At 73.0% G+C, this 20,274-nt stretch carries 19 protein-coding genes; 9 read left to right on the top strand and 10 right to left on the bottom strand.

Annotation, left to right across the window (positions count from 1 at the left end; translation table 11 throughout):
* Positions 1 to 11: 11 nt before the first annotated feature.
* On the bottom strand, positions 12 to 611 hold the full coding sequence (locus AB0L33_RS10470; RefSeq protein ID WP_365679687.1) for a TetR family transcriptional regulator: 600 nt from the start codon (positions 609 to 611) through the stop codon (positions 12 to 14).
* 176 nt (positions 612 to 787) lie between these two features.
* Between AB0L33_RS10470 and AB0L33_RS10465 the strand changes: the two genes are divergently transcribed.
* The 3 genes from AB0L33_RS10465 to AB0L33_RS10455 all read left to right on the top strand — a co-directional run bounded on the left by AB0L33_RS10465 (position 788) and on the right by AB0L33_RS10455 (position 4,012).
* Complete coding sequence (locus AB0L33_RS10465; protein WP_365679685.1) at positions 788 to 2,119, top strand: glycosyltransferase family 4 protein; 1,332 nt, start codon at positions 788 to 790, stop codon at positions 2,117 to 2,119.
* 70 nt (positions 2,120 to 2,189) lie between these two features.
* Entirely contained in the window at positions 2,190 to 2,942 is a 753-nt protein-coding gene (locus tag AB0L33_RS10460; RefSeq protein ID WP_365679683.1) for a class I SAM-dependent methyltransferase, read from the top strand.
* On the top strand, positions 2,939 to 4,012 hold the full coding sequence (locus AB0L33_RS10455; protein ID WP_365679681.1) for a prenyltransferase: 1,074 nt from the start codon (positions 2,939 to 2,941) through the stop codon (positions 4,010 to 4,012). Before AB0L33_RS10460 ends, AB0L33_RS10455 begins: the two co-directional genes overlap by 4 nt.
* 10 nt (positions 4,013 to 4,022) lie before the next feature.
* Here the strand turns inward: AB0L33_RS10455 and AB0L33_RS10450 are convergent, their stop codons facing one another.
* Positions 4,023 to 4,310: a hypothetical protein gene (locus AB0L33_RS10450; protein ID WP_365679679.1), complete on the bottom strand. Its 288-nt coding sequence runs from the start codon at positions 4,308 to 4,310 to the stop codon at positions 4,023 to 4,025.
* A 148-nt stretch (positions 4,311 to 4,458) separates the two neighbouring features.
* On the opposite strand from AB0L33_RS10450, the gene AB0L33_RS10445 reads away from it, so the two are divergent.
* The 3 genes from AB0L33_RS10445 (at position 4,459) to AB0L33_RS10435 (ending at position 6,962) form a co-directional block, all read left to right on the top strand.
* On the top strand, positions 4,459 to 5,013 hold the full coding sequence (locus tag AB0L33_RS10445; protein ID WP_365679676.1) for a hypothetical protein: 555 nt from the start codon (positions 4,459 to 4,461) through the stop codon (positions 5,011 to 5,013).
* A gap of 40 nt (positions 5,014 to 5,053) precedes the next feature.
* The gene (locus AB0L33_RS10440; RefSeq protein WP_365679674.1) at positions 5,054 to 5,833 is read left to right on the top strand and encodes a maleylpyruvate isomerase family mycothiol-dependent enzyme; all 780 of its coding nucleotides are present in this window, start codon (positions 5,054 to 5,056) and stop codon (positions 5,831 to 5,833) included.
* Positions 5,834 to 5,921: 88 nt separating this feature from the next.
* Positions 5,922 to 6,962, top strand: a complete 1,041-nt coding sequence (locus AB0L33_RS10435) for a PHP domain-containing protein (RefSeq protein WP_365679672.1) — start codon at positions 5,922 to 5,924, stop codon at positions 6,960 to 6,962.
* Between the two features lie 69 nt (positions 6,963 to 7,031).
* Here the strand turns inward: AB0L33_RS10435 and AB0L33_RS10430 are convergent, their stop codons facing one another.
* The 6 genes from AB0L33_RS10430 to AB0L33_RS10405 form a co-directional block, all read right to left on the bottom strand.
* The gene (locus AB0L33_RS10430) at positions 7,032 to 7,805 is read right to left on the bottom strand and encodes a hypothetical protein (protein WP_365679670.1); all 774 of its coding nucleotides are present in this window, start codon (positions 7,803 to 7,805) and stop codon (positions 7,032 to 7,034) included.
* Between the two features lie 223 nt (positions 7,806 to 8,028).
* Positions 8,029 to 8,958 (bottom strand): N-acetylmuramoyl-L-alanine amidase, encoded by a 930-nt coding sequence (locus tag AB0L33_RS10425; protein WP_365679668.1) that lies wholly within the window; start codon positions 8,956 to 8,958, stop codon positions 8,029 to 8,031.
* Positions 8,959 to 9,041: 83 nt separating this feature from the next.
* Positions 9,042 to 9,629 (bottom strand): class I SAM-dependent methyltransferase, encoded by a 588-nt coding sequence (locus tag AB0L33_RS10420; protein ID WP_365680121.1) that lies wholly within the window; start codon positions 9,627 to 9,629, stop codon positions 9,042 to 9,044.
* 322 nt (positions 9,630 to 9,951) lie between these two features.
* Positions 9,952 to 11,277 carry a M20/M25/M40 family metallo-hydrolase gene (locus tag AB0L33_RS10415; protein ID WP_365679666.1) on the bottom strand — a complete coding sequence of 442 codons (1,326 nt, stop codon included), beginning with the start codon at positions 11,275 to 11,277 and terminating at the stop codon, positions 9,952 to 9,954.
* On the bottom strand, positions 11,274 to 12,665 hold the full coding sequence (locus AB0L33_RS10410; protein WP_365679664.1) for a cytosine permease: 1,392 nt from the start codon (positions 12,663 to 12,665) through the stop codon (positions 11,274 to 11,276). Before AB0L33_RS10410 ends, AB0L33_RS10415 begins: the two co-directional genes overlap by 4 nt.
* A complete protein-coding gene (locus AB0L33_RS10405) occupies positions 12,665 to 13,618 on the bottom strand; it encodes a DUF1177 domain-containing protein (protein WP_365679662.1) in 954 nt (317 codons plus the stop codon). Before AB0L33_RS10405 ends, AB0L33_RS10410 begins: the two co-directional genes overlap by 1 nt.
* Before the next feature lie 148 nt (positions 13,619 to 13,766).
* Here AB0L33_RS10405 and AB0L33_RS10400 point away from each other — a divergent pair, with 148 nt between their 5' ends.
* Positions 13,767 to 14,600: an IclR family transcriptional regulator gene (locus AB0L33_RS10400; RefSeq protein ID WP_365679660.1), complete on the top strand. Its 834-nt coding sequence runs from the start codon at positions 13,767 to 13,769 to the stop codon at positions 14,598 to 14,600.
* 24 nt (positions 14,601 to 14,624) lie between these two features.
* A complete protein-coding gene (pepE, locus tag AB0L33_RS10395; RefSeq protein ID WP_365679658.1) occupies positions 14,625 to 15,353 on the top strand; it encodes a dipeptidase PepE in 729 nt (242 codons plus the stop codon).
* Here the strand turns inward: pepE and AB0L33_RS10390 are convergent.
* Entirely contained in the window at positions 15,316 to 17,109 is a 1,794-nt protein-coding gene (locus AB0L33_RS10390) for an MFS transporter (protein ID WP_365679656.1), read from the bottom strand. The two genes, pepE and AB0L33_RS10390, sit on opposite strands and share 38 nt — an antisense overlap.
* 268 nt (positions 17,110 to 17,377) lie before the next feature.
* On the opposite strand from AB0L33_RS10390, the gene AB0L33_RS10385 reads away from it, so the two are divergent.
* Positions 17,378 to 18,865 carry an MFS transporter gene (locus AB0L33_RS10385; protein ID WP_365679653.1) on the top strand — a complete coding sequence of 496 codons (1,488 nt, stop codon included), beginning with the start codon at positions 17,378 to 17,380 and terminating at the stop codon, positions 18,863 to 18,865.
* Here AB0L33_RS10385 and AB0L33_RS10380 read toward each other — a convergent pair.
* On the bottom strand, positions 18,804 to 20,243 hold the full coding sequence (locus tag AB0L33_RS10380) for a glycosyltransferase family 39 protein (RefSeq protein ID WP_365679651.1): 1,440 nt from the start codon (positions 20,241 to 20,243) through the stop codon (positions 18,804 to 18,806). The genes AB0L33_RS10385 and AB0L33_RS10380 overlap by 62 nt on opposite strands.
* Between the last annotated feature and the right edge of the window lie 31 nt (positions 20,244 to 20,274).

The following is a 20,274-nucleotide window of genomic DNA, read 5'->3' as shown; positions in this document are numbered from 1 at the left end:
TGGCAGCCGCTTCAGGGGGCCGCCGGGCCGACCAGCCGGCACACCGTCTCGATGTCCGTGCGGACCTCGGCGTCCGACGCCCGGCCGGCGAGCCAGGTGATCAGCGCGGAGTGCCAGGCGTACGCGACCACCCGGACGGCGGAGAGCTGACCCGGCGTCGGGTGGCCGGTGCCCATCGCGTCCAGGATGATCGCCGTCGTGAGCCGTGAGACGGCGTCGACCTCGCTGCTCGCGCTCCGGTCCGCGAAGGTCAGCGCGCGCACCATGGCGTCGGCCAGCTGCGGTTCGCGCTGCATCGCGCGGAACGCCCGCAGCAGGGTCCCGGCGACCCGGGCCGCCGCGTCGTCCCCGGCCGGGGGGTGTTCGCGGAGGGTGCCGCGCAGCTGCCGGAGGCGGTCGTGCATGGTGGCGACGAGGAGGTGGATCTTGGACGGGAAGTACCGGTACAGCGTGCCGAGGGCGACCCCGGCCGACTCCGCCACCTCGCGCATCTGGACGGCCTCGAAACCGCCGCGGCCGGCCAGCTCGGCGGTGGCCCGCAGGATGCGGCGGCGGCGGGCCTCCTGGCGTTCCGTCAGGGGCGGCGATGCCGGTCTGGCTTCCGCTGTCATGTGTCCCGTCCCGTGGCCAGGGCGTGTGCCGTGGCGTGAATCACCTGATCCGGCCGTTGCGTCGAAGCTACCTGCCGGTAGATTCGTAGCTCATTGAACTACCCAGTCTGAAACTTGTTCTAGATTAGCGTCGGCGGTTACGCTCCGGCGAACACGCAGTGAGAAGGGGGCCGAGTGTGACCGCTGAGGCCGTTGAGTCGGGCCCCCGTACGGGCGTCGCCGCACCGGGCACGGGCCCCGGCGACGGACCCCTGCGCATCGCGCTCCTCACCTACAAGGGCAACCCCTTCTGCGGCGGCCAGGGCGTCTACGTACGGCACCTCGCCCGCGAACTCGCCCGCCTCGGCCACCGCGTCGAGGTCATCGGCGCCCAGCCCTACCCGGTCCTCGACGAGGGCGTCCCGCTCACCGAGCTGCCCAGCCTCGACCTGTACCGGCAGCCCGACCCGTTCCGCACCCCGAGCCGCGGCGAGTACCGGGACTGGATCGACGCCGCCGAGGTCGCCACCATGTGGACCGGCGGCTTCCCCGAACCGCTCACCTTCAGCCTGCGGGCCCGGCGCCACCTCGCCGCCCGGCGCGGCGAGTTCGACGTCATCCACGACAACCAGACCCTCGGCTACGGGCTCCTCGCCGACCTCGGCGCGCCCCTGGTCACCACGATCCACCACCCCATCACCGTCGACCGGCAGCTGGAGCTGGACGCCGCGACGAGCCGCCGCCGCCGGGCCTCCGTGCGCCGCTGGTACGGGTTCACCCGCATGCAGAAGCGGGTCGCGCGCCGGCTGCCGTCCGTGCTCACCGTCTCCGGCTCCTCCAAGCAGGAGATCGTGGACCACCTCGGCGTCGACCCGCGCCGCATCCGGGTCGTCCACATCGGCGCCGACACCGATCTGTGGTCGCCCGACCCCTCGGTCCCCGAGGTCCCGGGCCGCATCGTCACCACCTCCAGCGCCGACGTCCCGCTCAAGGGCCTCGTCCACCTCGTGGAGGCCCTCGCCAAGCTCCGTACCGGCAACCCCGCTGCCCACCTGGTCGTCGTCGGCAAGCGCGCCGAGGACGGGCCGGTCGCCCGGGCCATCGAGCGGCACGGCCTCGCGGACGCCGTCGAGTTCGTCAAGGGCATCAGCGACTCCGAGCTGGTCGACCTGGTGCGCGGCGCGCAGATCGCCTGCGTCCCCTCGCTGTACGAGGGCTTCTCGCTGCCCGCCGCCGAGGCCATGGCGACCGGCACCCCGCTCGTCGCGACGACCGGCGGCGCCATCCCGGAGGTCGCGGGGCCCGACGGGGAGACCTGCCTCGCGGTGCCGCCCGGCGACGCGGGGGCCCTCGCCGACGCGCTCGGCCGGCTGCTCGGCGACGCGGAGCTGCGCGCCCGGCTCGGGGCCGCCGGCCGTGAGCGGGTGCTCGCCCGGTTCACCTGGAAGCAGGCCGCCATCGGCACCGCCGAGCTCTACCGGCAGGCCATCGCCGCCCGCGCCGCCACCGGCCCCGGCGGCCGGCGTTGACCCCGGACCGTCCGCCGGGCCCCTGACCCCGTTCACCCCCCCCGACCCCCGACCGCGAAAGCAGGCACCCGTGCTGACCGTGGACTTCACCCGCTTCCCGCTCGCCGCCGGCGACCGCGTGCTCGACCTGGGGTGCGGCGCCGGACGCCACGCCTTCGAGTGCTACCGGCGCGGCGCCCAGGTGGTGGCCCTCGATCGGAACGGCGAGGAGATCCGCGAGGTCGCGAAGTGGTTCGCCGCGATGAAGGAGGCCGGGGAGGCCCCCGAGGGCGCCACCGCCACCGCCATGGAGGGCGACGCGCTCAACCTGCCCTTCCCCGACGAGTCCTTCGACGTCGTGATCATCTCCGAGGTCATGGAGCACATCCCGGACGACAAGGGTGTCCTCGCCGAGATGGTCCGCGTGCTGCGGCCCGGCGGCCGGATCGCCGTCACCGTCCCGCGCTACGGCCCCGAGAAGGTGTGCTGGGCGCTCTCCGACGCCTACCACGAGGTCGAGGGCGGCCACATCCGCATCTACAAGGCCGATGAACTGCTGGGCAAGATGCGCGGCGCCGGCCTCAAGCCGTACGGCACCCACCACGCCCACGCGCTGCACTCCCCGTACTGGTGGCTGAAGTGCGCGTTCGGCGTCGACAACGACGAGGCGCTGCCGGTGAAGGCGTACCACAAGCTCCTGGTCTGGGACATCATGAAGAAGCCCGCCCTGACCCGGGTCGCCGAGCAGCTGCTCAACCCGGTCGTCGGCAAGAGCTTCGTGGCCTACGCGACCAAGCCGCACCTGCCTCTCGCCGCCGCAGCAGCCGTCGAGGCCGAGGCGTGAGCCTTCCCGAGCGGACCGAACACCTCGTCCTGCCCGGAGTCCTCACCGCCGCGCAGGCCGCCGAGACCGTCGCCGCGCTGCGCGCCGTGCAGCGCCCGGACGGGGCCATCCCCTGGTTCCGCGGCCACCACCTCGACCCGTGGGACCACACCGAGGCCGCCATGGCCCTGGACGCGGCCGGCGAGCACGCCGCCGCGGAACGCGCGTACGAGTGGCTGGCCCGCCACCAGAACGGCGACGGCTCCTGGTACGCCGCCTACCACGACGGTGACGCCGGGCAGCCGACCGACCGCGGCCGGGAGTCCAACTTCTGCGCCTACGTGGCCGTCGGCGTCTGGCACCACTACCTCGCCACCGGGGACGACGCCTTCGTGGACCGGATGTGGCCCACGGTCTACGCGGCGGTCGAATTCGTCCTGGGCCTCCAGCAGCCCGGCGGCCAGATCGGCTGGAAGCGGGAGGACGACGGCACCCCGGTCACGGACGCGCTGCTCACCGGCTCGTCCTCGGTCCACCAGGCCCTGCGCTGCGCGCTCGCCATCGCCGAACGCCGCGAGGAGCCGCAGCCCGACTGGGAGCTGGCGACCGGGGCGCTGGGGCACGCGATCCGCAACCACCCGGAGCGCTTCCTCGACAAGAGCCGCTACTCGATGGACTGGTACTACCCGGTCCTCGGCGGCGCCGTCACCGGCCCGGCGGCCAAGGAGCGCATCGAGGAGGGCTGGGACCGCTTCGTCGTCCCCGGCCTCGGGGTGCGCTGCGTGCTGCCCAACCCGTGGGTGACCGGCGGCGAGAGCTGCGAACTGGCCCTGGCCCTCTGGGTGATGGGCGAGTCCGACCGGGCGCTCGACATCCTCCAGTCGGTCCAGCACCTGCGCGCCGAGGGCGGCCTGTACTGGACGGGTTACGTCTTCGAGGGCAACCGCGCCTTCTGGCCCGAGGAGCACACCTCCTGGACGGCCGGTTCGCTGCTGCTGGCGGTGGCCGCGCTCGGAGGGGACGAGGCGACCACCGCCGTGTTCGGCGGGGACCGGCTCCCGAAGGGGCTCGAACCGGACTGCTGCGGCTGAGGGCCCCGGGTCAGCGCCGGACGCGGCCTGCCACGGCGTGCCCGACGAACAGGTACACCAGGGCGGCGAGGCCGTAGCCGGCGACGACGTTGGCCCACGCCTTGTCGAACGTGAACAGGTCGTACGACCAGCCCGCGAGCCACCTGGCGGTGTCCCGCACGAACTCGACCAGTTCGTTGCCCCGGTTCGCGTCGAGGAGGTACATCAGGATCCACAGGCCGATGATGAAGGCCATGACGTCCGCCACGAGGGCGATGACACGTGCTGCGGTGATGCTGTTGCCTCTGCTGTAGGACATGGTCTCCGCTTTGCCGCTCCCGCCCGGCCGAAACCCGTCGCCCGGACCCGTACGGCCGCGCAGCGGTGGCGGGTCGCCCCGGGCGAGGCCAGCCTGGCGGGGAGTGCCGGGCCCCGGCACCCGCTCCGCCCGGCCAGGGAGGTCCGCCGTGCCCCGTCCCGCACCCCTCCGCCGCTCGCTCGTCGCGCTGCTGCTGGCCTGCGCCCTCCTGGCGGGCGCCACCGCGTGCGGGAGCGACGACGACGGCGGCGGCACGAGCAGTTCGGCGTCGCCCACCGGCACCTCGTCGGCCGAGGCGCAGAAGTGGGCCAAGACCAGGTTCGTCGCCAACGCGGGGCTCGCCGCGGGCGCCACGTACCAGTGGATCGTGAAGCCGTACCGGGCCGGGAAGTTCAAGAAGGGCACCGACGGGCGCACCCTCGCCCTCGTCAAGGCCGGGCTCGCGGGCACCTTCGCCTACAACCGGCTGAAGGCCGCCACGGCGAACGCCCAGGGCGACCCGCTGCTGTCGAAGGCCGTCGCCCCGCTCACCGCGGGCATCGCCTCGCTCAAGGGGCTCACCGCCAAGATCCGCAACGGCGACGCGGACGCCGGTGACATCGGCACGTTCGAGGACGTCATCAGCGGCATCAAGGACGCCGGGAAGAGCGCGGGCGCCGACGTGAAGGACAAGGTCCCTTCCACCTCGCAGCTCGGCGGATAACCGCATGTGAAGCGGGGGACGGCAACACTAGGGTGCGGGCATGGGACTTCTGACGCACGAGCGCTACTGCGATGAAATCATCCGGCTCACAGGGGAGTTGAGGGCCACCCTCCGGGACGCCGACCTCGGCGCGACCGTGCCGACCTGCCCCGACTGGACCCTGCGCGAACTGGCCGGGCACGTCGGCCGCGCCCACCGCTGGGCCGGCGAGATCGTCCGCACCCGGGCCGCCGAGGCGGTCCCGGACGAGAAGGTGCCGGACAACAGCCCCGGGAGCGACGACCCGGCGGCCCTCGACGCCTGGCTCGCGGACGGCGCCGCCGGGACCGTCGCCGCACTCCGGGAGGCCGGGCCGGACGCCGGGGTGTGGTCCTGGGCCTGGGACCACAGCGCCGGGTTCTGGGCCCGCCGCATGGCCCTGGAGACCGTCGTCCACCTCGCCGACGCGGCCCTCGCCGCGCGGGTCCCGTACACGATGACGCCCGAGCTGGCCGCCGACACGATCGACGAGTGGCTGGAGATCGTCCGCTTCGCCCAGGACGCCTACCCGGACCGCGAGAACGGCGAGCTGCGCGCGGACGGCCGCACCCTGCACCTGCACGCCACCGACGTGCCCGGCGCCGAGTGGCTGATCGAGCTCGGCGCGGACGGCGTCACCTGGAGCCGGGCGCACGGCAAGGCGGACGTGGCGCTGCGCGGCACCCTCACCGACGTCATGCTCGTCTTCAACCGCCGCCTCGCCCCGGACAGCGACCGGGTCGAGGTCCTGGGCGACGCCGGGCTGCTGGACTTCTGGCTGGCGCGCACCTCCTTCGGCTGACGGGACCGGCCGGTGTGCGGGCCGGGCCGCGCTGGGCCAAGCTGGACGGGCGGCCACCCCGGCCGTCCCGTCCCGCGAGGAGGTGCCGATGGACCCGGTCCGGGCCCTGGAGCGGATCGCCTTCCTGCTGGAGCGCGGCAGGGCGGTCACCTACCGCGTCCAGGCGTTCCGCACCGCCGCGCGCACGGTCGCCGCGATGGACGACGGCGAGGCGGAGCGGCGCGTGGCCGACGGCTCGCTGGAACGGGTGAAGGGCATCGGCCCCCGCACCGCCCAGGTCGTCCGCGAGGCGGTGGCCGGTGAGACCCCCGGCTATCTGGACCGCCTGGAGTCCGAGGCCGCCGGCGCCGGCCCCCTCGCGAAGGGCGGCGAGCACCTGCTCTCGCTGCTGCGCGGGGACTGCCACACGCACTCCGACTGGTCGGACGGCGGCAGCCCCATCGAGGAGATGGGCCGCGCGGCGGCGGAACTGGGCCACGACTGGACGGTGCTCACCGACCACTCGCCCCGGCTCACCGTCGCGAACGGCCTCTCGCCGGAGCGGCTGCGCAGACAGCTCGCCGAAGTGGCCGAACTCAACGAGCGCTGGGCGCCGTTCAGGCTGCTGACCGGCATCGAGTGCGACATCAACCTCGACGGCTCCCTCGACCAGGAGGAGGACCTGCTCGAACAGGTCGACCTGGTCGTCGTCTCCGTCCACTCCAAACTCCGCATGGACGCCGCTCCGATGACCCGCCGCATGGTCGCCGCCGTCCGCCATCCGCAGGCGAACGTCCTCGGCCACTGCACCGGCCGCCTCGTCACCGGACGGGGCCGCCCCGAGTCGTCGTTCGACGCGGACGAGGTCTTCGCCGCCTGCGCCGAGGCGGGCACCGCCGTCGAGATCAACAGTCGGCCCGAACGCCTCGACCCGCCCCGCCGACTCCTGCGCCGGGCCGTGGCGGCGGGCACCCTGTTCGCCGTCGACACCGACGCGCACGCACCGGGCCAGCTCGACTGGCAGGCGTACGGCTGCGCCCGTGCCGAGGAGTGCGAGGTCCCGCCGGAACGCGTGGTCACCACCTGGACGGCCGACGAGCTGCTGCGCTGGACCCGCAAGGGCAAAGTCCCCGAGCGCGCGGCGGGTTGAGCCCTGGAACACGGCAGCGGCCCCCGCCCGGAAGGGGCAGGGGCCGCTGTGACGGACAGGGCGCGGGCGTCAGCCTCGCTGGATGCCCGTGGTGTCCTGGAGGACGCCACGACGGCCGTCCTGCGTCTGGGCGATCAGCGCCGAACCGTGCTGCTCGACCGCGAGGTACCAGGTGCCCGGCGCCAGCTCGGCAATCGGGGCCTGCGAACCGTCCTCGCTGTACAGCTGGCGGGCCACCGGCACCGCGAACCAGAACGGGGTGAAGTCACCGGCGCCGCCACCGGCCGCCGGAGCGGCCGGAGCCTTCTGCGCCTCGGGCTGGCCCGGCTGCTGCGCACCGTACGGCTGCGGCTGGCCCGGCTGCTGGCCGCCGAAGGCCGGCTGCGGACCGCCCGGGTAGCCGTAGCCCTGACTGGGCTGGCCACCGTACGGCGGCTGCACGGCCTGCGGGTTCGGGGCACCGGCGAGCGGGGCCTTGAGGGCCGGGACCAGCGGCGAGGCGACCGCGCCGGCGGCCAGCGCCAGCGCGGCGATGAAGCCGAGGATCAGGCCGGCGCCCGCGTCGATCTGGCCCAGGTCGATGATCGTCCAGAACATGTTCCACGCGGTGAACACCGTGGCGGCGACACCGAACTGGGCGAGGTCGAGACCCGCGACCTTGCGCGGCTGGGGCTGGGAACGGGAGAGCACGATCAGCGCTGCGCCGATCACTCCGACCATGTAGACGCCGATGCCGTTGCCCAGGAAGTCCCAGGCGTTGGGGGCGTCGGTGGCGGCGTTTCCGTAGTCGTAGTAGTCGAGGAACGAGGCGATGAACAGCACGACCGCTGCTCCGATCACCACGCCATCGCCTCGAGTGAGGGAGCGGATATTCACGTGAAGGTCCTTAGTCGATCGTCTCGTCGGGGCGGTCGTCGTTGCCGCCGGATACACGGCGGGCAAGGCTCGAAGCTCGGGAACGGCTCCCCATCGTAGGGATGAATCTATCGTCTGGCCGGGCGGGTTGTGTTCCTGCCCGGTTGGTGCGGGAACATCCTCCCGAATTCATCGCAGAATCACCCCTTGCCTACCCCTTGAGGTAGCTGCTGATACCGTCCGCGATGCCCCGGGCCGCCTTCTGGCGCCAACCCGGGCTGGTGAGCAGGGCGGCGTCCTTGGGATCACGCATATTGCCGCATTCGATGAAGACTTTGGGCACGGTCGACAAATTAAGTCCGCCGAGATCCTCGCGGACGTCCAAACCCGTTTTGCCGCCTACATAATTGGAAGGGGAACTTCCGGTACTGCGTACGAACAGACCGGCGATACGGGTGCCGAGATCGCGGGAAGGAGCCACGATCTTCGAGGTGTCCGCACCGCCGCCGCGCACCCGTGCGGGAAGGATCACATGGAACCCCCGGTTTCCCACGGCCGATCCGTCCGCGTGCACCGAGACCACCGCGTCCGCGTGCGCGTCGTTGCCGATGCGCGCCCGCTCGTCCACGCACGGCCCGAACTCCCGGTCCCCGTCGTACGTCAGGAGCACCTTCGCGCCCTGCGCCCGCAGCAGGTCCCGCAGCCGGTGCGCCACGTCGAGGGTGAACTCCGCCTCCGCGTAACCCCCGTTGGTGGCGGTCCCGGTGGTGTCGCACTCCTTGCGGCCGGTGCCGATGTCGACCTGGCGGTTGATCGCGGCGGTGTGCAGGTGGTTGCGCGGGTTGTGCCCGGGGTCGATGACCACGGTCCTGCCGGACAGCGGCCCGTCGGGCGCGGACGACGGCTGCGCGGAGGACTTCGCCGGGGGCCGTGACGGCGACGGAGCGGCCTTCGAGGGCGCCGGGGACGGCGAAGCCGGGGCGGCCGGGGTGGTGGCCGCACCGCCGCTCGGCCCGGCCTGGGCCTGCGCGGCGCCGTCCGTGCCGCCGCATCCGGCCAGGCCCAGGCCCAGGCACAGCAGGGCGGCGGCGAGCCGGAGCGGGTGGCGTGGGGTGGGGGGAAGGCTCTCGTGGTGACGCACCCGGCGATGTTATCGGCCACCCCCTGCCCTGTCCGGGGTGCCCGCGGACCGGCCGGGAACACCCCGTAAACAGGTCTTTTCGGTCAGATGCCCGGTCCGGTGCGGCGCAGCACGCGCAGCGAGTCGGTCACGGAGACCTCCGTGAACGCACCCGATTCCAGCGCCCGCAGATACACCCGGTACGGTGCCTGGCCGCCGTGCGCCGGGTCCGGGAACACGTCGTGGATCACCAGCAGTCCGCCCTCGGCGACATGCGGGGCCCAGCCCTCGTAGTCGCCGTTGGCGTGCTCGTCGGTGTGGCCGCCGTCGATGAAGACGAAGCCCAGCGGGCCGCCCCAGACGGCCGCCACCTGCGGCGAGCGCCCGACGAGCGCCACCACGTGGTCCTCCAGGCCCGCCGCGTGCAGCGTCCTGCGGAAGGTGGGCAGGGTGTCCATCCGGCCGACCTCCGGGTCCACCACGGTCGGGTCGTGGTACTCCCAGCCGGGCTGCTGCTCCTCGCTGCCCCGGTGGTGGTCGACGGTGAGCGCGGTGACACCGGCCGCCCGCGCCGCGTCGGCGATCAGGATCGTGGAGCGCCCGCAGTAGCTGCCGACCTCCAGCACCGGCAGGCCGAGCGCGGCGGCCTCGGTGGCCGCCTCGTACAGCGCGAGCCCCTCGACCACCGGCATGAAGCCCTTGGCGGCCTGGAACGCGGCGAGAATGTCCGGCTTGGGCTCGGCGGCCACGGTGTTCCTCCTGGTGGGACGGGTAGGGGCTGTCAGGCGGGTCAGGGTCGGGTAGGGCGCGGCGTCTGGTGCGGTGCATCGCAAGGCGCCGGAGCGGCCTCATAGCGGAGCTATGCGGGCGTTTCGGTAACGCGGCGAGGTGCCGTGCTAGGCGTCGCGACCCCGGCCATGATCCGCCTGACAGCCCCTAGGGCGCCATCGTGCCGTACGCCCCCGCCGAAGGTACCGGCGGGGGCGTACGGAGGGGCGCCTGGCGTGGCTCGGGTCAGCAGCTCTGCCAGAGGCGGGTCATGACGCGGACGCCGAAGCGCAGCCCTTCCAGCGGGACGCGCTCGTCCACGCCGTGGAAGAGGCGGCCGTAGTCCAGGTCGTGCGGCAGCTTCAGGCCCTTGAAGCCGAAGCAGCGGATGCCCAGGTGCGTGAACGCCTTGGCGTCCGTGCCGCCCGGGTTGCAGTACGGCACCGGGTGGCCGTCCGGGTCCTCGGCGCGGACCGCCGCGCACATGGCGTCGACCAGCGGGCCGTCGAAGGTGGTCTCCATGGCGATGTCGTGGTTGACCCACTCACGGGTGACCGACGGCAGCAGCAGCCTGTCGATCGTGTCGATGAGCTCCTGCTCGTGGCCGGGCAGGAAGCGGCCGTCCACGCGGGCGGTGGCCTTTCCGGGGATCACGTTGGTCTGGTACCCGGCGTTGAACATCGTCGGGTTCGCCGAGTTGCGCAGCACCACCTGCATGAAGTCGGCGACCGGGCCCAGCCGGGCGAGGCTGCCCTCGATGTCGTCCTCGTCGAACTCGACGCCGTAGAGCCGGGCGGCCTCTTCGAGCAGTGCGCGGACCGGCTCGATCAGCCGGACCGGGAAGGTCTCGCGGCCGATCCGGGTCAGCGACTCCGCGAGGTCGGTGACCGCGTTCTCGTCGTTGGGGGAGGAACCGTGGCCGGCCCGGCCGGTGGCGGTGAGCTCCATCCAGGCCATGCCGCGCTGGGCGTTCTCGATGGGGTAGAGCCGCCGGGTGTCGTCGATGGCGAAGGAGAACCCGCCGCCCTCGCCGATCGCCTCGGTGACCCCGGCGAACAGCTCCGGGCGGTGCTCGACCAGCCAGTGCGCGCCGAACTTGCCGCCCGCCTCCTCGTCCGCCAGGAAGGCGAGGACGAGGTCGCGCGAGGGGGACGTACCGGTGCGGGCGAAGTGCCGGGCGGTGGCCAGCATCACCGCGACGGTGTCCTTCATGTCGATCGCGCCCCGGCCCCAGAGGTAGCCGTCGCGGATCTCGCCGGAGAAGGGCGGCACCTGCCACTCGGAGGCGTCCGCCGGGACCACGTCCAGGTGGCCGTGGACCAGCAGGGCGCCGCGGTCCCGGTCGCGGCCGGCGATCCGGGCGACGACGCTGGCGCGGCCGGGGGCCGACTCGACCAGTTCGGAGTCGATGCCGACCTCGGCCAGCCGGGCCACGACCCACTCGGCGCTCGCGCGCTCGGTGCTCGTCGGGTTGGAGGTGTCGAACCTGATCAGCTCGGCGCAGAGGGTGACGACCTCGTCCTGGGCCTCGTCGGAGGCGGGAACCAGTGCGGTGTCGGGTGCGGTGCTCATGCTGCTCCCACGGGGGTGGTGGTGCGGGCGGCCGGGGCCGGTCCGTCCTGCTCGTCGGCGAGGACGGAGGTGCCGTAGGGCTTGATCCAGCCCAGCAGGCCCAGGGCGCTGTACAGGACGAAGGCGGTGGCCAGCGAGTTCAGGGCCGGGATGCCGCCGTCGTAGAACTTGCCGACGCAGAAGGCGGCGATCCAGATCGCGATCGACATCGGCACCCAGGTCGGCGAGTGCGCCGGAAGCGTCTGGGCCTCACGGGTCTCGTCGAGCGGCTTGCGCATCCGCTTCACGACCCAGTACTCGGCCACGATGATGCCGCCGATGGGCGGGATGGCGACGCCGAGGATCGTCAGGAACTCGGTGAAGTGGCTCATGATCCCGACGGCCGACAGGACCGTGCCCGCGATGCCCAGGACGATGGTGACCGCGCCGCGGTGGACGCGCTTGTTGAACACCACCTGGAAGAAGTTGACGACGCCCAGCGAGGAGCCGTACAGGTTCCAGTCGTTGATCTTCGCCGTGGACATCAGGACGACGAGCACACCGAAGGCGCCGGAGGTGGAGAGCACGATGTGCGAGACCTCGTTGCTCTTGACCAGGTGGCCCAGGAGCACACCGGTCAGGCCGACGATGTACTCGGAGAGGATCATGGACGAGGCGCTCTGCAGGAAGACGTGCGAACCCTTGCGGTTGTAGCGGGTCATCTCCGGGGAGACGATCGCGCCCGTCATGTAGCCGCCCGCGATCGCGGTGGCCGCGACGGCCAGCGGGACGGTGTCGCCGGGCGGCGGCGAGTGGACCAGGTCGCTGAACGAGTGGTCGTTCAGGGTCCGGATCACCGAGAAGGCGACCATCGCGAAGAACAGCGGTGTGACGACCTTCGCGAAGTTCGCCATGTACTTGAAGCCGAAGATCACCAGGGCCGTGATGGCGATGCCCGCGAGCACGCACCACATCCAGGACGGGCCGCCGACCAGCGCCGAGACGCTGTCGCCGAAGATCTTGTTCTGGACACCGAACCAGCCGACCAGGCTGACCGCGATCACGAAGCTGACCAGCGCCGAGCCGTTGCGCCCGAAGCCCACCCAGCGGGTCAGCATCGGCGTCGCCAGGCCCTCGCGCATCCCGGCCAGGCCGATCGCGAAGATCACCACCTCCAGGATCACCGCGCCCAGCGTGAACGCGAGGAACGCGTCGCCGAAGGTCATCCCGACGCCGATGGTGGCGCCGAGCGTGAACTGCGAGATCGAACCGGACTGGGCCAGCCACTGGAGGAGCATCGACCAGAAGCCGAACCGCTTGTCGCGCGGGACGCGCGAGAGCGCGTAGTCGTCGCTGCCGATGCTCTTGGGCGCGGGCGCCACGGCACCGGACTGCGGGGCGGCTGCCATCAGGACTCCTGGGGTGTACGGCCGAAGGTCTGCAGGTGGGTCAGCGAGCCGTAGCGGCTGACGAGGTTGTCGAACTCCACCGCGTCGTGGAAGTCCAGCCGGCCGTCGCCGTACGCCTTGGCGACCTCGACGGCATAGCGGGCGGCGGACGCGATGTCGGTCTCGTGACTCGCGCCCGTCCCGCAGCCCGGCACCGCCGCGGCCGAGGTGATGGCCAGGCCGATCACGGGGGCCGCCGTCGCGGTGGAGGGCTGGAGGATCGAATTGATGTGGTGTGCCCCATTACCGTACGGGGTGATGTCCTGGGTGGTCACCGGGTACGTGACCAACGGCTCACCGGTCACCACGGCCAGCAGCTCCCCCAGCTGCTCGTTCACGCGGAGCACCCAGCCCTCCTTGACGGTGGGCGACAGGGCGAGGCCCTTGTGGTTGATGATGCGGTTGCCCTTGGTGGTGTCGATGGAGAGCACGGCCTCCATCTCGCCGGTCACCTCGTGGCGGTTCATCGTGGCGATGTCCACCGGCGAACCCATGAACGGCACCGGGTCGTGCGGCTCGGTCGGCGCGTCCGGGCAGATGTGTGTGGCGATGATCACGTCACCGGGCAGCACATCGCCCCGGCGGCGCATGTCGAGCAGCTTGGCGGCGGCGGCCAGCGCCGAAATCGCACCGTCCGCGTCGGAGACCAGGCCGGTCACCTCGGGGCGGGCGCCGATGCCGCCGAGCCGGCCCACGACGCCCAGCGTGCGGGCGCCGCCCCCGGCCGTGCGGCCCCGGGAGCCGGGGATGCGGACCGACACGAAGTCCGTCGAGCCCCGCTCACCGGCGACCGTGGTGACCTGTGCGGACGAGCCCTCGGCCCCCGCCGCGGCGTCCAGGTACTCGACGACCGTCTTTCCATTGGCCTGGGGGTCGTCGAGCAGCTCGACGAGGTCCAGTACGTACTTCAACATGGGGGGCCTTTCTCGCGCATCCGTCACACCCGTCCGGAACCGGTCAGGGAGCGGCGGCTCCGGACGGGGTGCTGAGAGCAGATTCGGGATCGGATAGCGTTGAGCGCAATGATTTCCCGTTATCTGCAATTCACGTCTGGATGGTGAGATGGCCATGGCGGAGTTCGACGTCGACCGGCGCACCCCCGCCGGAGCTCTCCAGACCGTCGACCGCGCGCTGCTCGTGCTGCTCGCGTTCGAGCGGACCCGGCCCGACTGGGGTGTGACCGAGGTCGCGGCGGAGTTCGGCTGGGACACCTCCGTCGCCCAGCGGCTCCTCGCCACGCTCGCCGGGCGCGGCTTCCTGGTCTCCGACCCCGCCACCCGGCGCTATCGCATCGGCCCCGCCGTGCTGCGCCTGGGCCGGCTCTGGGAGCGCTCGGGATCGCTGGAACTGCTGGCCGGGCCGGTCCTGGAGGAGCTGCGCCGGGTCACCGGCGACACCGTGCTGTTCTGCCTGCCGGACAGCTTCCACATGCGGTGCGTGGCCGCCGAGGAGGGCGAGGCGGGGCCGCTGCGCTACTACCCGCTGGTCGGCGAGCTCTACCCGGCGCACGCCGGGGCGACGAGCAAGTCCTTCTACGCCTACCTGCCCGACGAGCAGCGCCACCGGCTCTTCCGGGGCCGCCCGATGGCCCGCTTCACCGACCGCACCGTCACCGACCCGGACGTGCTGGAACAGCAGCTCCTCAAGGTCCGGGCCCAGGGGTACGCCTGGACGGTCGGCGAGTACGACACCGGCATCGCGACCCTCGCCGTACCCGTCTTCCTGGGCCGCGAACCGTACGGGAGCCTCAGCCTCGGCGGCGCCGAGGAGCGGTTCGCGGGCGCGCCGGAGAACCGCCTCGACGCGCTCCGGCAAGCCGCCGCACTCCTGGAGAAGCGCCTCACCCACCCGCCGCAGCGCCCGAAGCCCAGGGCCCGCCGCACCCCGTCCGCCTGACCGCACGACCCGGAGGAAGATCCCGTGCACCTGCTCCTGCTCTCCAACTCCACCCAGTACGGCCGCGGCTACCTGGAACACGCCCTGGACACGGTCACCGCGTTCCTGCCCGCCCGGGCCCGCCTCGCCTTCGTGCCGTACGCGCTCGCCGACCACGACACGTACACCGCGCGCGTCCGCGGCGCCCTGGAACCGGCCGGGATCGCCGTCCACGGCGTCCACGAGCACGCCGACCCGGTCGCCGCGCTGAGGGACGCCGACGCCGTGTTCATCGGCGGCGGCAACTCCTTCCGGCTGCTCAGCGCCCTGTACCGGACCGGGCTGCGCGAGGCGGTCCGGGACGCCGTGCGCGCCGGGCTGCCGTACATGGGCGCCAGCGCCGGCACCAACATGGCGGCGCCCACCCTGCGGACCACCAACGACATGCCCATCGTGCAGCCGCCGTCCTTCGAGGCGCTGGGCCTCGTGCCGTTCCAGATCAACCCGCACTACCTGGACCCGGACCCCGCCAGCACCCACAAGGGCGAGACCCGCGAGGAACGGCTCACCGAGTTCCTGGAGGAGAACGACGTCCCGGTCCTCGGCCTGCGCGAGGGCTCCTGGCTCCGCGTCGAGGGCGAGGCGGCCCACGTCGAGGGGGCCCGCCCCGCCCGCCTGTTCGCGCGGGGCGCCGAGCCCCGGGAGGAGGCGGCCGGGACGGACGTGTCCTGGCTGCTCAGGACGGAACCGCGGTTCGACGCTCCGGCGCGCTGACGGCCCCCAGGACGAGGTCGGTGACCGCGGAGCCGCCCCGTGCCGGACAGGCGCGCGGGGCGTGCCCCGTGGCCGACGCCGCCAGGACGAACGTGCCGGCCTCCGGGGCCGCCAGCGCCCAGCGGCCCCACGCGTCCGTGGTGGTCAGCCCCGCCTGGCGGCCCTGCCGGTCGATCAGGGTCACATTGGCCCCGGCGACCGCCGCCCCGTCCGCGTCCAGCACCCGGCCGCGGAAGCCCTCGGGGCCCGGCAGGGGGAGCGGTTCGACGTCCTCGGCGGCGCGCCGGGCCGCCTCGTCGCCCTCGCTGCTCGCCAGCAGGACCGGCGCGGTGGCCGTGCGCCGGGACGGCAGGAACGAGGCCAGGACGAGACCGGCGACCACGGCGCCCGTCGCGATGAGGAACGAGATCCTGAAGCCCTTCATCGTGGGCACGTCGACCGGGCCCATCCGGGTCGAGGTGTGGGCCAGGACCATGCCGATCACCGCACTCGACACCGAGGTGCCGATGGAGCGCATCAGGGTGTTGAGCCCGTTGGCCGCGCCCGTCTCCGAGGGGTCGACGGCGCCGATGATCAGGGCGGGCAGCGAGGAGTAGGCGAGCCCGATGCCGGCGCCGAGGAGGACGGCGATCAGCACGGTCTGCCAGGGGGCGCTCATCAGGCCGAGCCCGGCCCCGTATCCGATGGCGATGACCAGCATCCCGAGGATCAGCGAGACCTTCGGGCCCTTGCGGGCCGAGATCCGCGCGTACAGCGGGGCGACGAACATCATCGTCAGGCCGAGCGGGGCCACGCAGAGCCCGGCGACCACCATCGACTGGCCGAGACCGTATCCGGTGGAGGCCGGCAGCTGGAGCAGCTGGGGCAGGACCAGCGAGACGGCGTAGAACGCGACGCCGACCATGATCGAGGTCAGGTTGGTGAGCAGCACCTCGCGGCGGGCCGTGGTCCGCAGGTCGACCAGCGGGGCGTCGCTGCGCAGCTCGAAGAGACCCCACAGCACCAGCACGACGAGCGAGGCGGCGATCAGACCCAGCGTGGTGGGCGAGGTCCAGCCCCAGTCGCTGCCCTTGGTGATCGGCAGCAGCAGGAGCACCAGGCCGAGCGAGAGGCCGAGCGCGCCGACGGTGTCGAACCGGCCGGGCGCGCGCAGCTTCGTCTCGGGGACCGCGAGCACGGTCAGCGCCATGGCGAGCACGCCGAGCCCGGCGGCGCCGAAGAAGAGGACGTGCCAGTCGGTGTGCTGGGCGACGAGCGCGGCCGCCGGCAGCGCGAGCCCGCCGCCCACGCCGATGGACGAACTCATCAGCGCCATCGCCGAACCGAGCTTCTCGCGCGGCAGCTCGTCGCGCATGATGCCGATCCCGAGCGGGATCGCGCCCATCGCGAAGCCCTGGAGGGCGCGGCCCACGATCATGACGACGAGGTCGTCGGTGAAGGCGCATATCAGGGAGCCGACGACCATCACGGCGAGGCTGGCCAGCAGCATCCCGCGCTTGCCGTACAGGTCTCCGAGCCGCCCCATGATCGGGGTGGCGACGGCTCCGGCGAGCAGGGTGGCGGTCATCACCCAGGTCGCGTCGGAGGGGGCGGTGTGCAGAAGGGCGGGCAGATCCTTGATGACGGGGACGAGCAGGGTCTGCATCACGGCGACGGTGATGCCCGCGAAGGCGAGCACGGGGACGATCCCCCGGCCCGCCTTCGCGCGCGGATCGGGAAGCTCCGCGCCGGGCTGTTCGTGCGTCGTCTGTGGCATGCGTGCGGCCTCCGGGCGGCGGTGAGAAGGGGACGGGCGTAGTGGTTACGGCGGGTGCTGCGGGCAGCACCGACCGCCAAGTCTGTGCAGGGTGAACCTTCTTCGGCTACGGCGTATTCCGGGGCGCGGGGTGCGAATCCGGCCCGGCCGCGCGCGGGGCGCGCGCGAGGGAGGTGACGGCGCGTCAGTTCATCGCCGGGTCCTACGCCGCTGGGCGGAGGGCGAGGCGACCGGAAACCGATGTACGGGGCGCACCCGGGCTGCGAGTATGACGCCCATGGCCGACGTCCCGATGCCCGCAGAGCCCACCGACCGGAACTCCGTCCGCACCTGGGCGGTGATCCTCGCCGCCTGCGTCGGACAGTTCCTCGTGGTGCTCGACGTGTCCGTCGTCAACGTCGCCCTCCCGTCGATGCGCGCGGACCTCGGGCTGAGCTCCACCGGACTTCAGTGGGTGCTCAACGCGTACTCGATCGCCTTCGCCGGATTCATGCTGCTCGGCGGGCGCGCCGCCGACCTGTACGGCCGCAAGCGGATGTTCCTCGTCGGCCTCGGCGTGTTCACCGCCGCCTCACTGGCCGGCGGACTCGCCCAGGAGGGCTGGCAGCTGCTCGCCGCCCGCGCCGCGCAGGGGCTCGGCGCGGCCGTCCTCGCCCCCGCCACCCTCACCCTGCTCACCGCCGCCGTGCCCGAGGGCCCCGCCCGCGCGAAGGCCATCGGCACCTGGATGGCGGTCGGGGCGGGCGGCGGCGCGGCCGGCGGACTCGTCGGCGGAGTCCTCACCGACGCGCTGTCCTGGCGCTGGGTGCTGCTGATCAACGTGCCCATCGGGGTGCTCGTGCTGACCGGCGCCGCCCTCTGGCTCGCCGAGGGCCGCACGGGCGTCCGCAGCCGCGTCGACCTGCTGGGCGCCGTCCTCGTCACGGCGGGCCTCGCCTCCACGGCGTACGGCATCGTGCAGACCGAGAAGGCCGGCTGGACCGCCGCCGCGACCCTGGTCCCGCTGCTCGGCGGACCCGTGCTGCTCGCCCTGTTCGCCCTCGTGGAGACGCGCACGGCCAAGCCCCTGATGCCGTTGCGGGTGCTGGGGGCGCGGGCGGTCGCGTCGGCGAACGTGGCGATGCTCGTCATCGGCTCGGCCACGTTCTCCATGTGGTACTTCATGACGGTGTACGCGCAGAACGTGCTGGACTACAGCGCGCTGGAGGCCGGGCTCGCCCTGATGCCGTCCTCGCTGGCCGTGGTCCTCGGCTCCAAGAGCGCGCCCCGGCTGATGGCCCGCGTCGGGGCGAAGAACCTCGCGCTGATCGGCACCGCCGTCACCGCGGCCGGCTTCGGCTGGCAGTCCACGATGACCGAGCACGGCTCCTACCTCACCGCGGTCTGCCTGCCCGGCGTGCTCATGATGGCCGGTGCCGGGCTCGCCTCGACCCCGCTCGCCTCGCTGGCCACGTCGGGCGCGGCGCCGGGGGAGGCCGGGCTCGTCTCGGGGCTCGTCAACACCTCGCGCACCATGGGCGGCGCCCTCGGGCTCGCCGTGCTCTCCACGGTCGCCGCCGCCCGCACCGGGGGCGGGACGGACCCGGCCGCCCTCACCGCCGGCTACGCGCTGGCTTTCCGCACGGCGGGCACCGTCCTGCTCGGCGGCCTGCTCCTGATGCTGCTGTGGCTCCCGCGCCACCGCCCGGAACGCCTCACTTCCGTTCGTACAGCGTCACCCGACGCCCCCGCACCCGCTCGTCCCCGATCACGGTGAAGTAGTCCTTCAGCACGGCCGCCTTCACCTTCTCCCGCCGCCCGTTCTCCGGGCGCGCCGCCCCCGGCGCGTCCGTGACCAGCAGTATCCGGTGCTGGGCGAGCATCGCCTTCCTTATCCGGGCAGGGTCCGCCTCCACCCCGTTCAGCGTCCCGGACGCGAGCGGGCTGTGGGCCAGCGCTATGTCCCGCAGCCCGGTGAACGCCTCGGGCGAGACCAGCTCCGCGTCGCGCCGGGCGCCGGGCAGGAACACCACCGCGGTGCCCGGCTCCTTCATCCGGCGCACGTCGGCGGTCATGGCCAGCACGTCGTCCACCCGGCTCGACGGCGACCGCTTGGCCAGCGACTGCGGCAGCAGCGCCGCCACCGCGCAGGCCAGCAGCACCGGTACGAGCCACCGCGCCGCCGTCGGGAACCGGGGCGCCGCCGCCCGTACCGCCGCCCCCAGCAGCGAGCCGATGAGCAGCGCCAGGCCGAGCAGGCTGAAGAGGATGTAGCGGTCCAGGAAGAGCGGCTTCTCCAGCGAGACGGCGACCAGACCGAGCTGCGGTACCGCCAGCAGCGGCAGCCCCACCGACGCCGACGAGAGCCGGCGCCCGCCCGGCCGGTCCACCAGGGCGCCGAGGCCGCCGACCGCCAGCAGCACCGCCGGGCCGATCATCATGTGCCAGGTCAGCGGCGGTATCCAGGACACCTGCCTGGACTGGCCCGAGGTGAACAGGACCAGCGGCAGCGCCCCCGCGACGGCCGCCGCCGAGGCGGCCGTCCAACGCGCCCACGCCCGGCGCCCGGCCCCGCTCCACGCCAGCGTCACCGCGTGCGCGGGCAGGATCAGCAGCGAGAACCAGTTCAGCAGCGCGCAGACCAGCACCGTCCCCGCGTACGCCGCCCAGCGCCCCCACCGGTCCCGCCCGCCGAGCAGCGTCACGAGCAACAGCGTCGAGATCCCGGCGCCCGCCGCGACCAGCGCGTACGGGCGGCCCTCCTGGAAGTAGAACTGCACGGCCGGCAGCAGGCAGAGCGCCATTCCGGCACCCAGGCCCGCCCATCTCCCGGCCAGCCGCTCCCCGATGGCCGTCACACAGGCCGCCGCCACCGCCATCGCCAGCACGGAGGGCAGCCGCAGGGTCGTGGTCGACGGCCCGAACCAGTCGAAGAGGCCGTGCATCAGGAGGTAGTAGAGCCCGTGGACCGCGTCGACATGGCCCAGCATGAGCCGTATCTCGGCGGCGGACCGCAGCGCCACCTGCCAGGTCGCCGCCTCGTCCCGCCACAGGCTGTCCTGCCGCGAGAGCCCCCAGAGCCCGAGGCCCAGGGTCCAGAGGGCCGGCACCAGCCAGAGCGGGAGGCGCCGGGGCGCGGGTATTCGAAAGGGCATGACGAGAGGGCTTCCGGTCGTGACGGAGCGC

Source organism: Streptomyces sp. NPDC052299 (genome assembly GCF_040679335.1).
Classification (GTDB): Bacteria; Actinomycetota; Actinomycetes; order Streptomycetales; family Streptomycetaceae; genus Streptomyces.
Note: the sequence above shows the minus strand (reverse complement) of the source record. Positions and strands in the feature narration are given on the sequence as shown.

Bases quoted from the DNA above. Each gene is read 5' to 3' on its own strand.
- AB0L33_RS10390 (WP_365679656.1), bottom strand. From the start codon at position 17,109: ATGCCACAGACGACGCACGAACAGCCCGGCGCGGAGCTTCCCGATCCG.
- AB0L33_RS10435 (WP_365679672.1), top strand. From the start codon at position 5,922: ATGGACCCGGTCCGGGCCCTGGAGCGGATCGCCTTCCTGCTGGAGCGC.
- AB0L33_RS10385 (WP_365679653.1), top strand. From the start codon at position 17,378: ATGACGCCCATGGCCGACGTCCCGATGCCCGCAGAGCCCACCGACCGG.
- AB0L33_RS10470 (WP_365679687.1), bottom strand. From the start codon at position 611: ATGACAGCGGAAGCCAGACCGGCATCGCCGCCCCTGACGGAACGCCAG.
- AB0L33_RS10410 (WP_365679664.1), bottom strand. From the start codon at position 12,665: ATGGCAGCCGCCCCGCAGTCCGGTGCCGTGGCGCCCGCGCCCAAGAGC.
- AB0L33_RS10400 (WP_365679660.1), top strand. From the start codon at position 13,767: ATGGCCATGGCGGAGTTCGACGTCGACCGGCGCACCCCCGCCGGAGCT.
- AB0L33_RS10415 (WP_365679666.1), bottom strand. From the start codon at position 11,277: ATGAGCACCGCACCCGACACCGCACTGGTTCCCGCCTCCGACGAGGCC.
- AB0L33_RS10420 (WP_365680121.1), bottom strand. From the start codon at position 9,629: ATGCCGGTGGTCGAGGGGCTCGCGCTGTACGAGGCGGCCACCGAGGCC.
- AB0L33_RS10450 (WP_365679679.1), bottom strand. From the start codon at position 4,310: ATGTCCTACAGCAGAGGCAACAGCATCACCGCAGCACGTGTCATCGCC.
- AB0L33_RS10440 (WP_365679674.1), top strand. From the start codon at position 5,054: ATGGGACTTCTGACGCACGAGCGCTACTGCGATGAAATCATCCGGCTC.
- AB0L33_RS10380 (WP_365679651.1), bottom strand. From the start codon at position 20,243: ATGCCCTTTCGAATACCCGCGCCCCGGCGCCTCCCGCTCTGGCTGGTG.
- AB0L33_RS10405 (WP_365679662.1), bottom strand. From the start codon at position 13,618: ATGTTGAAGTACGTACTGGACCTCGTCGAGCTGCTCGACGACCCCCAG.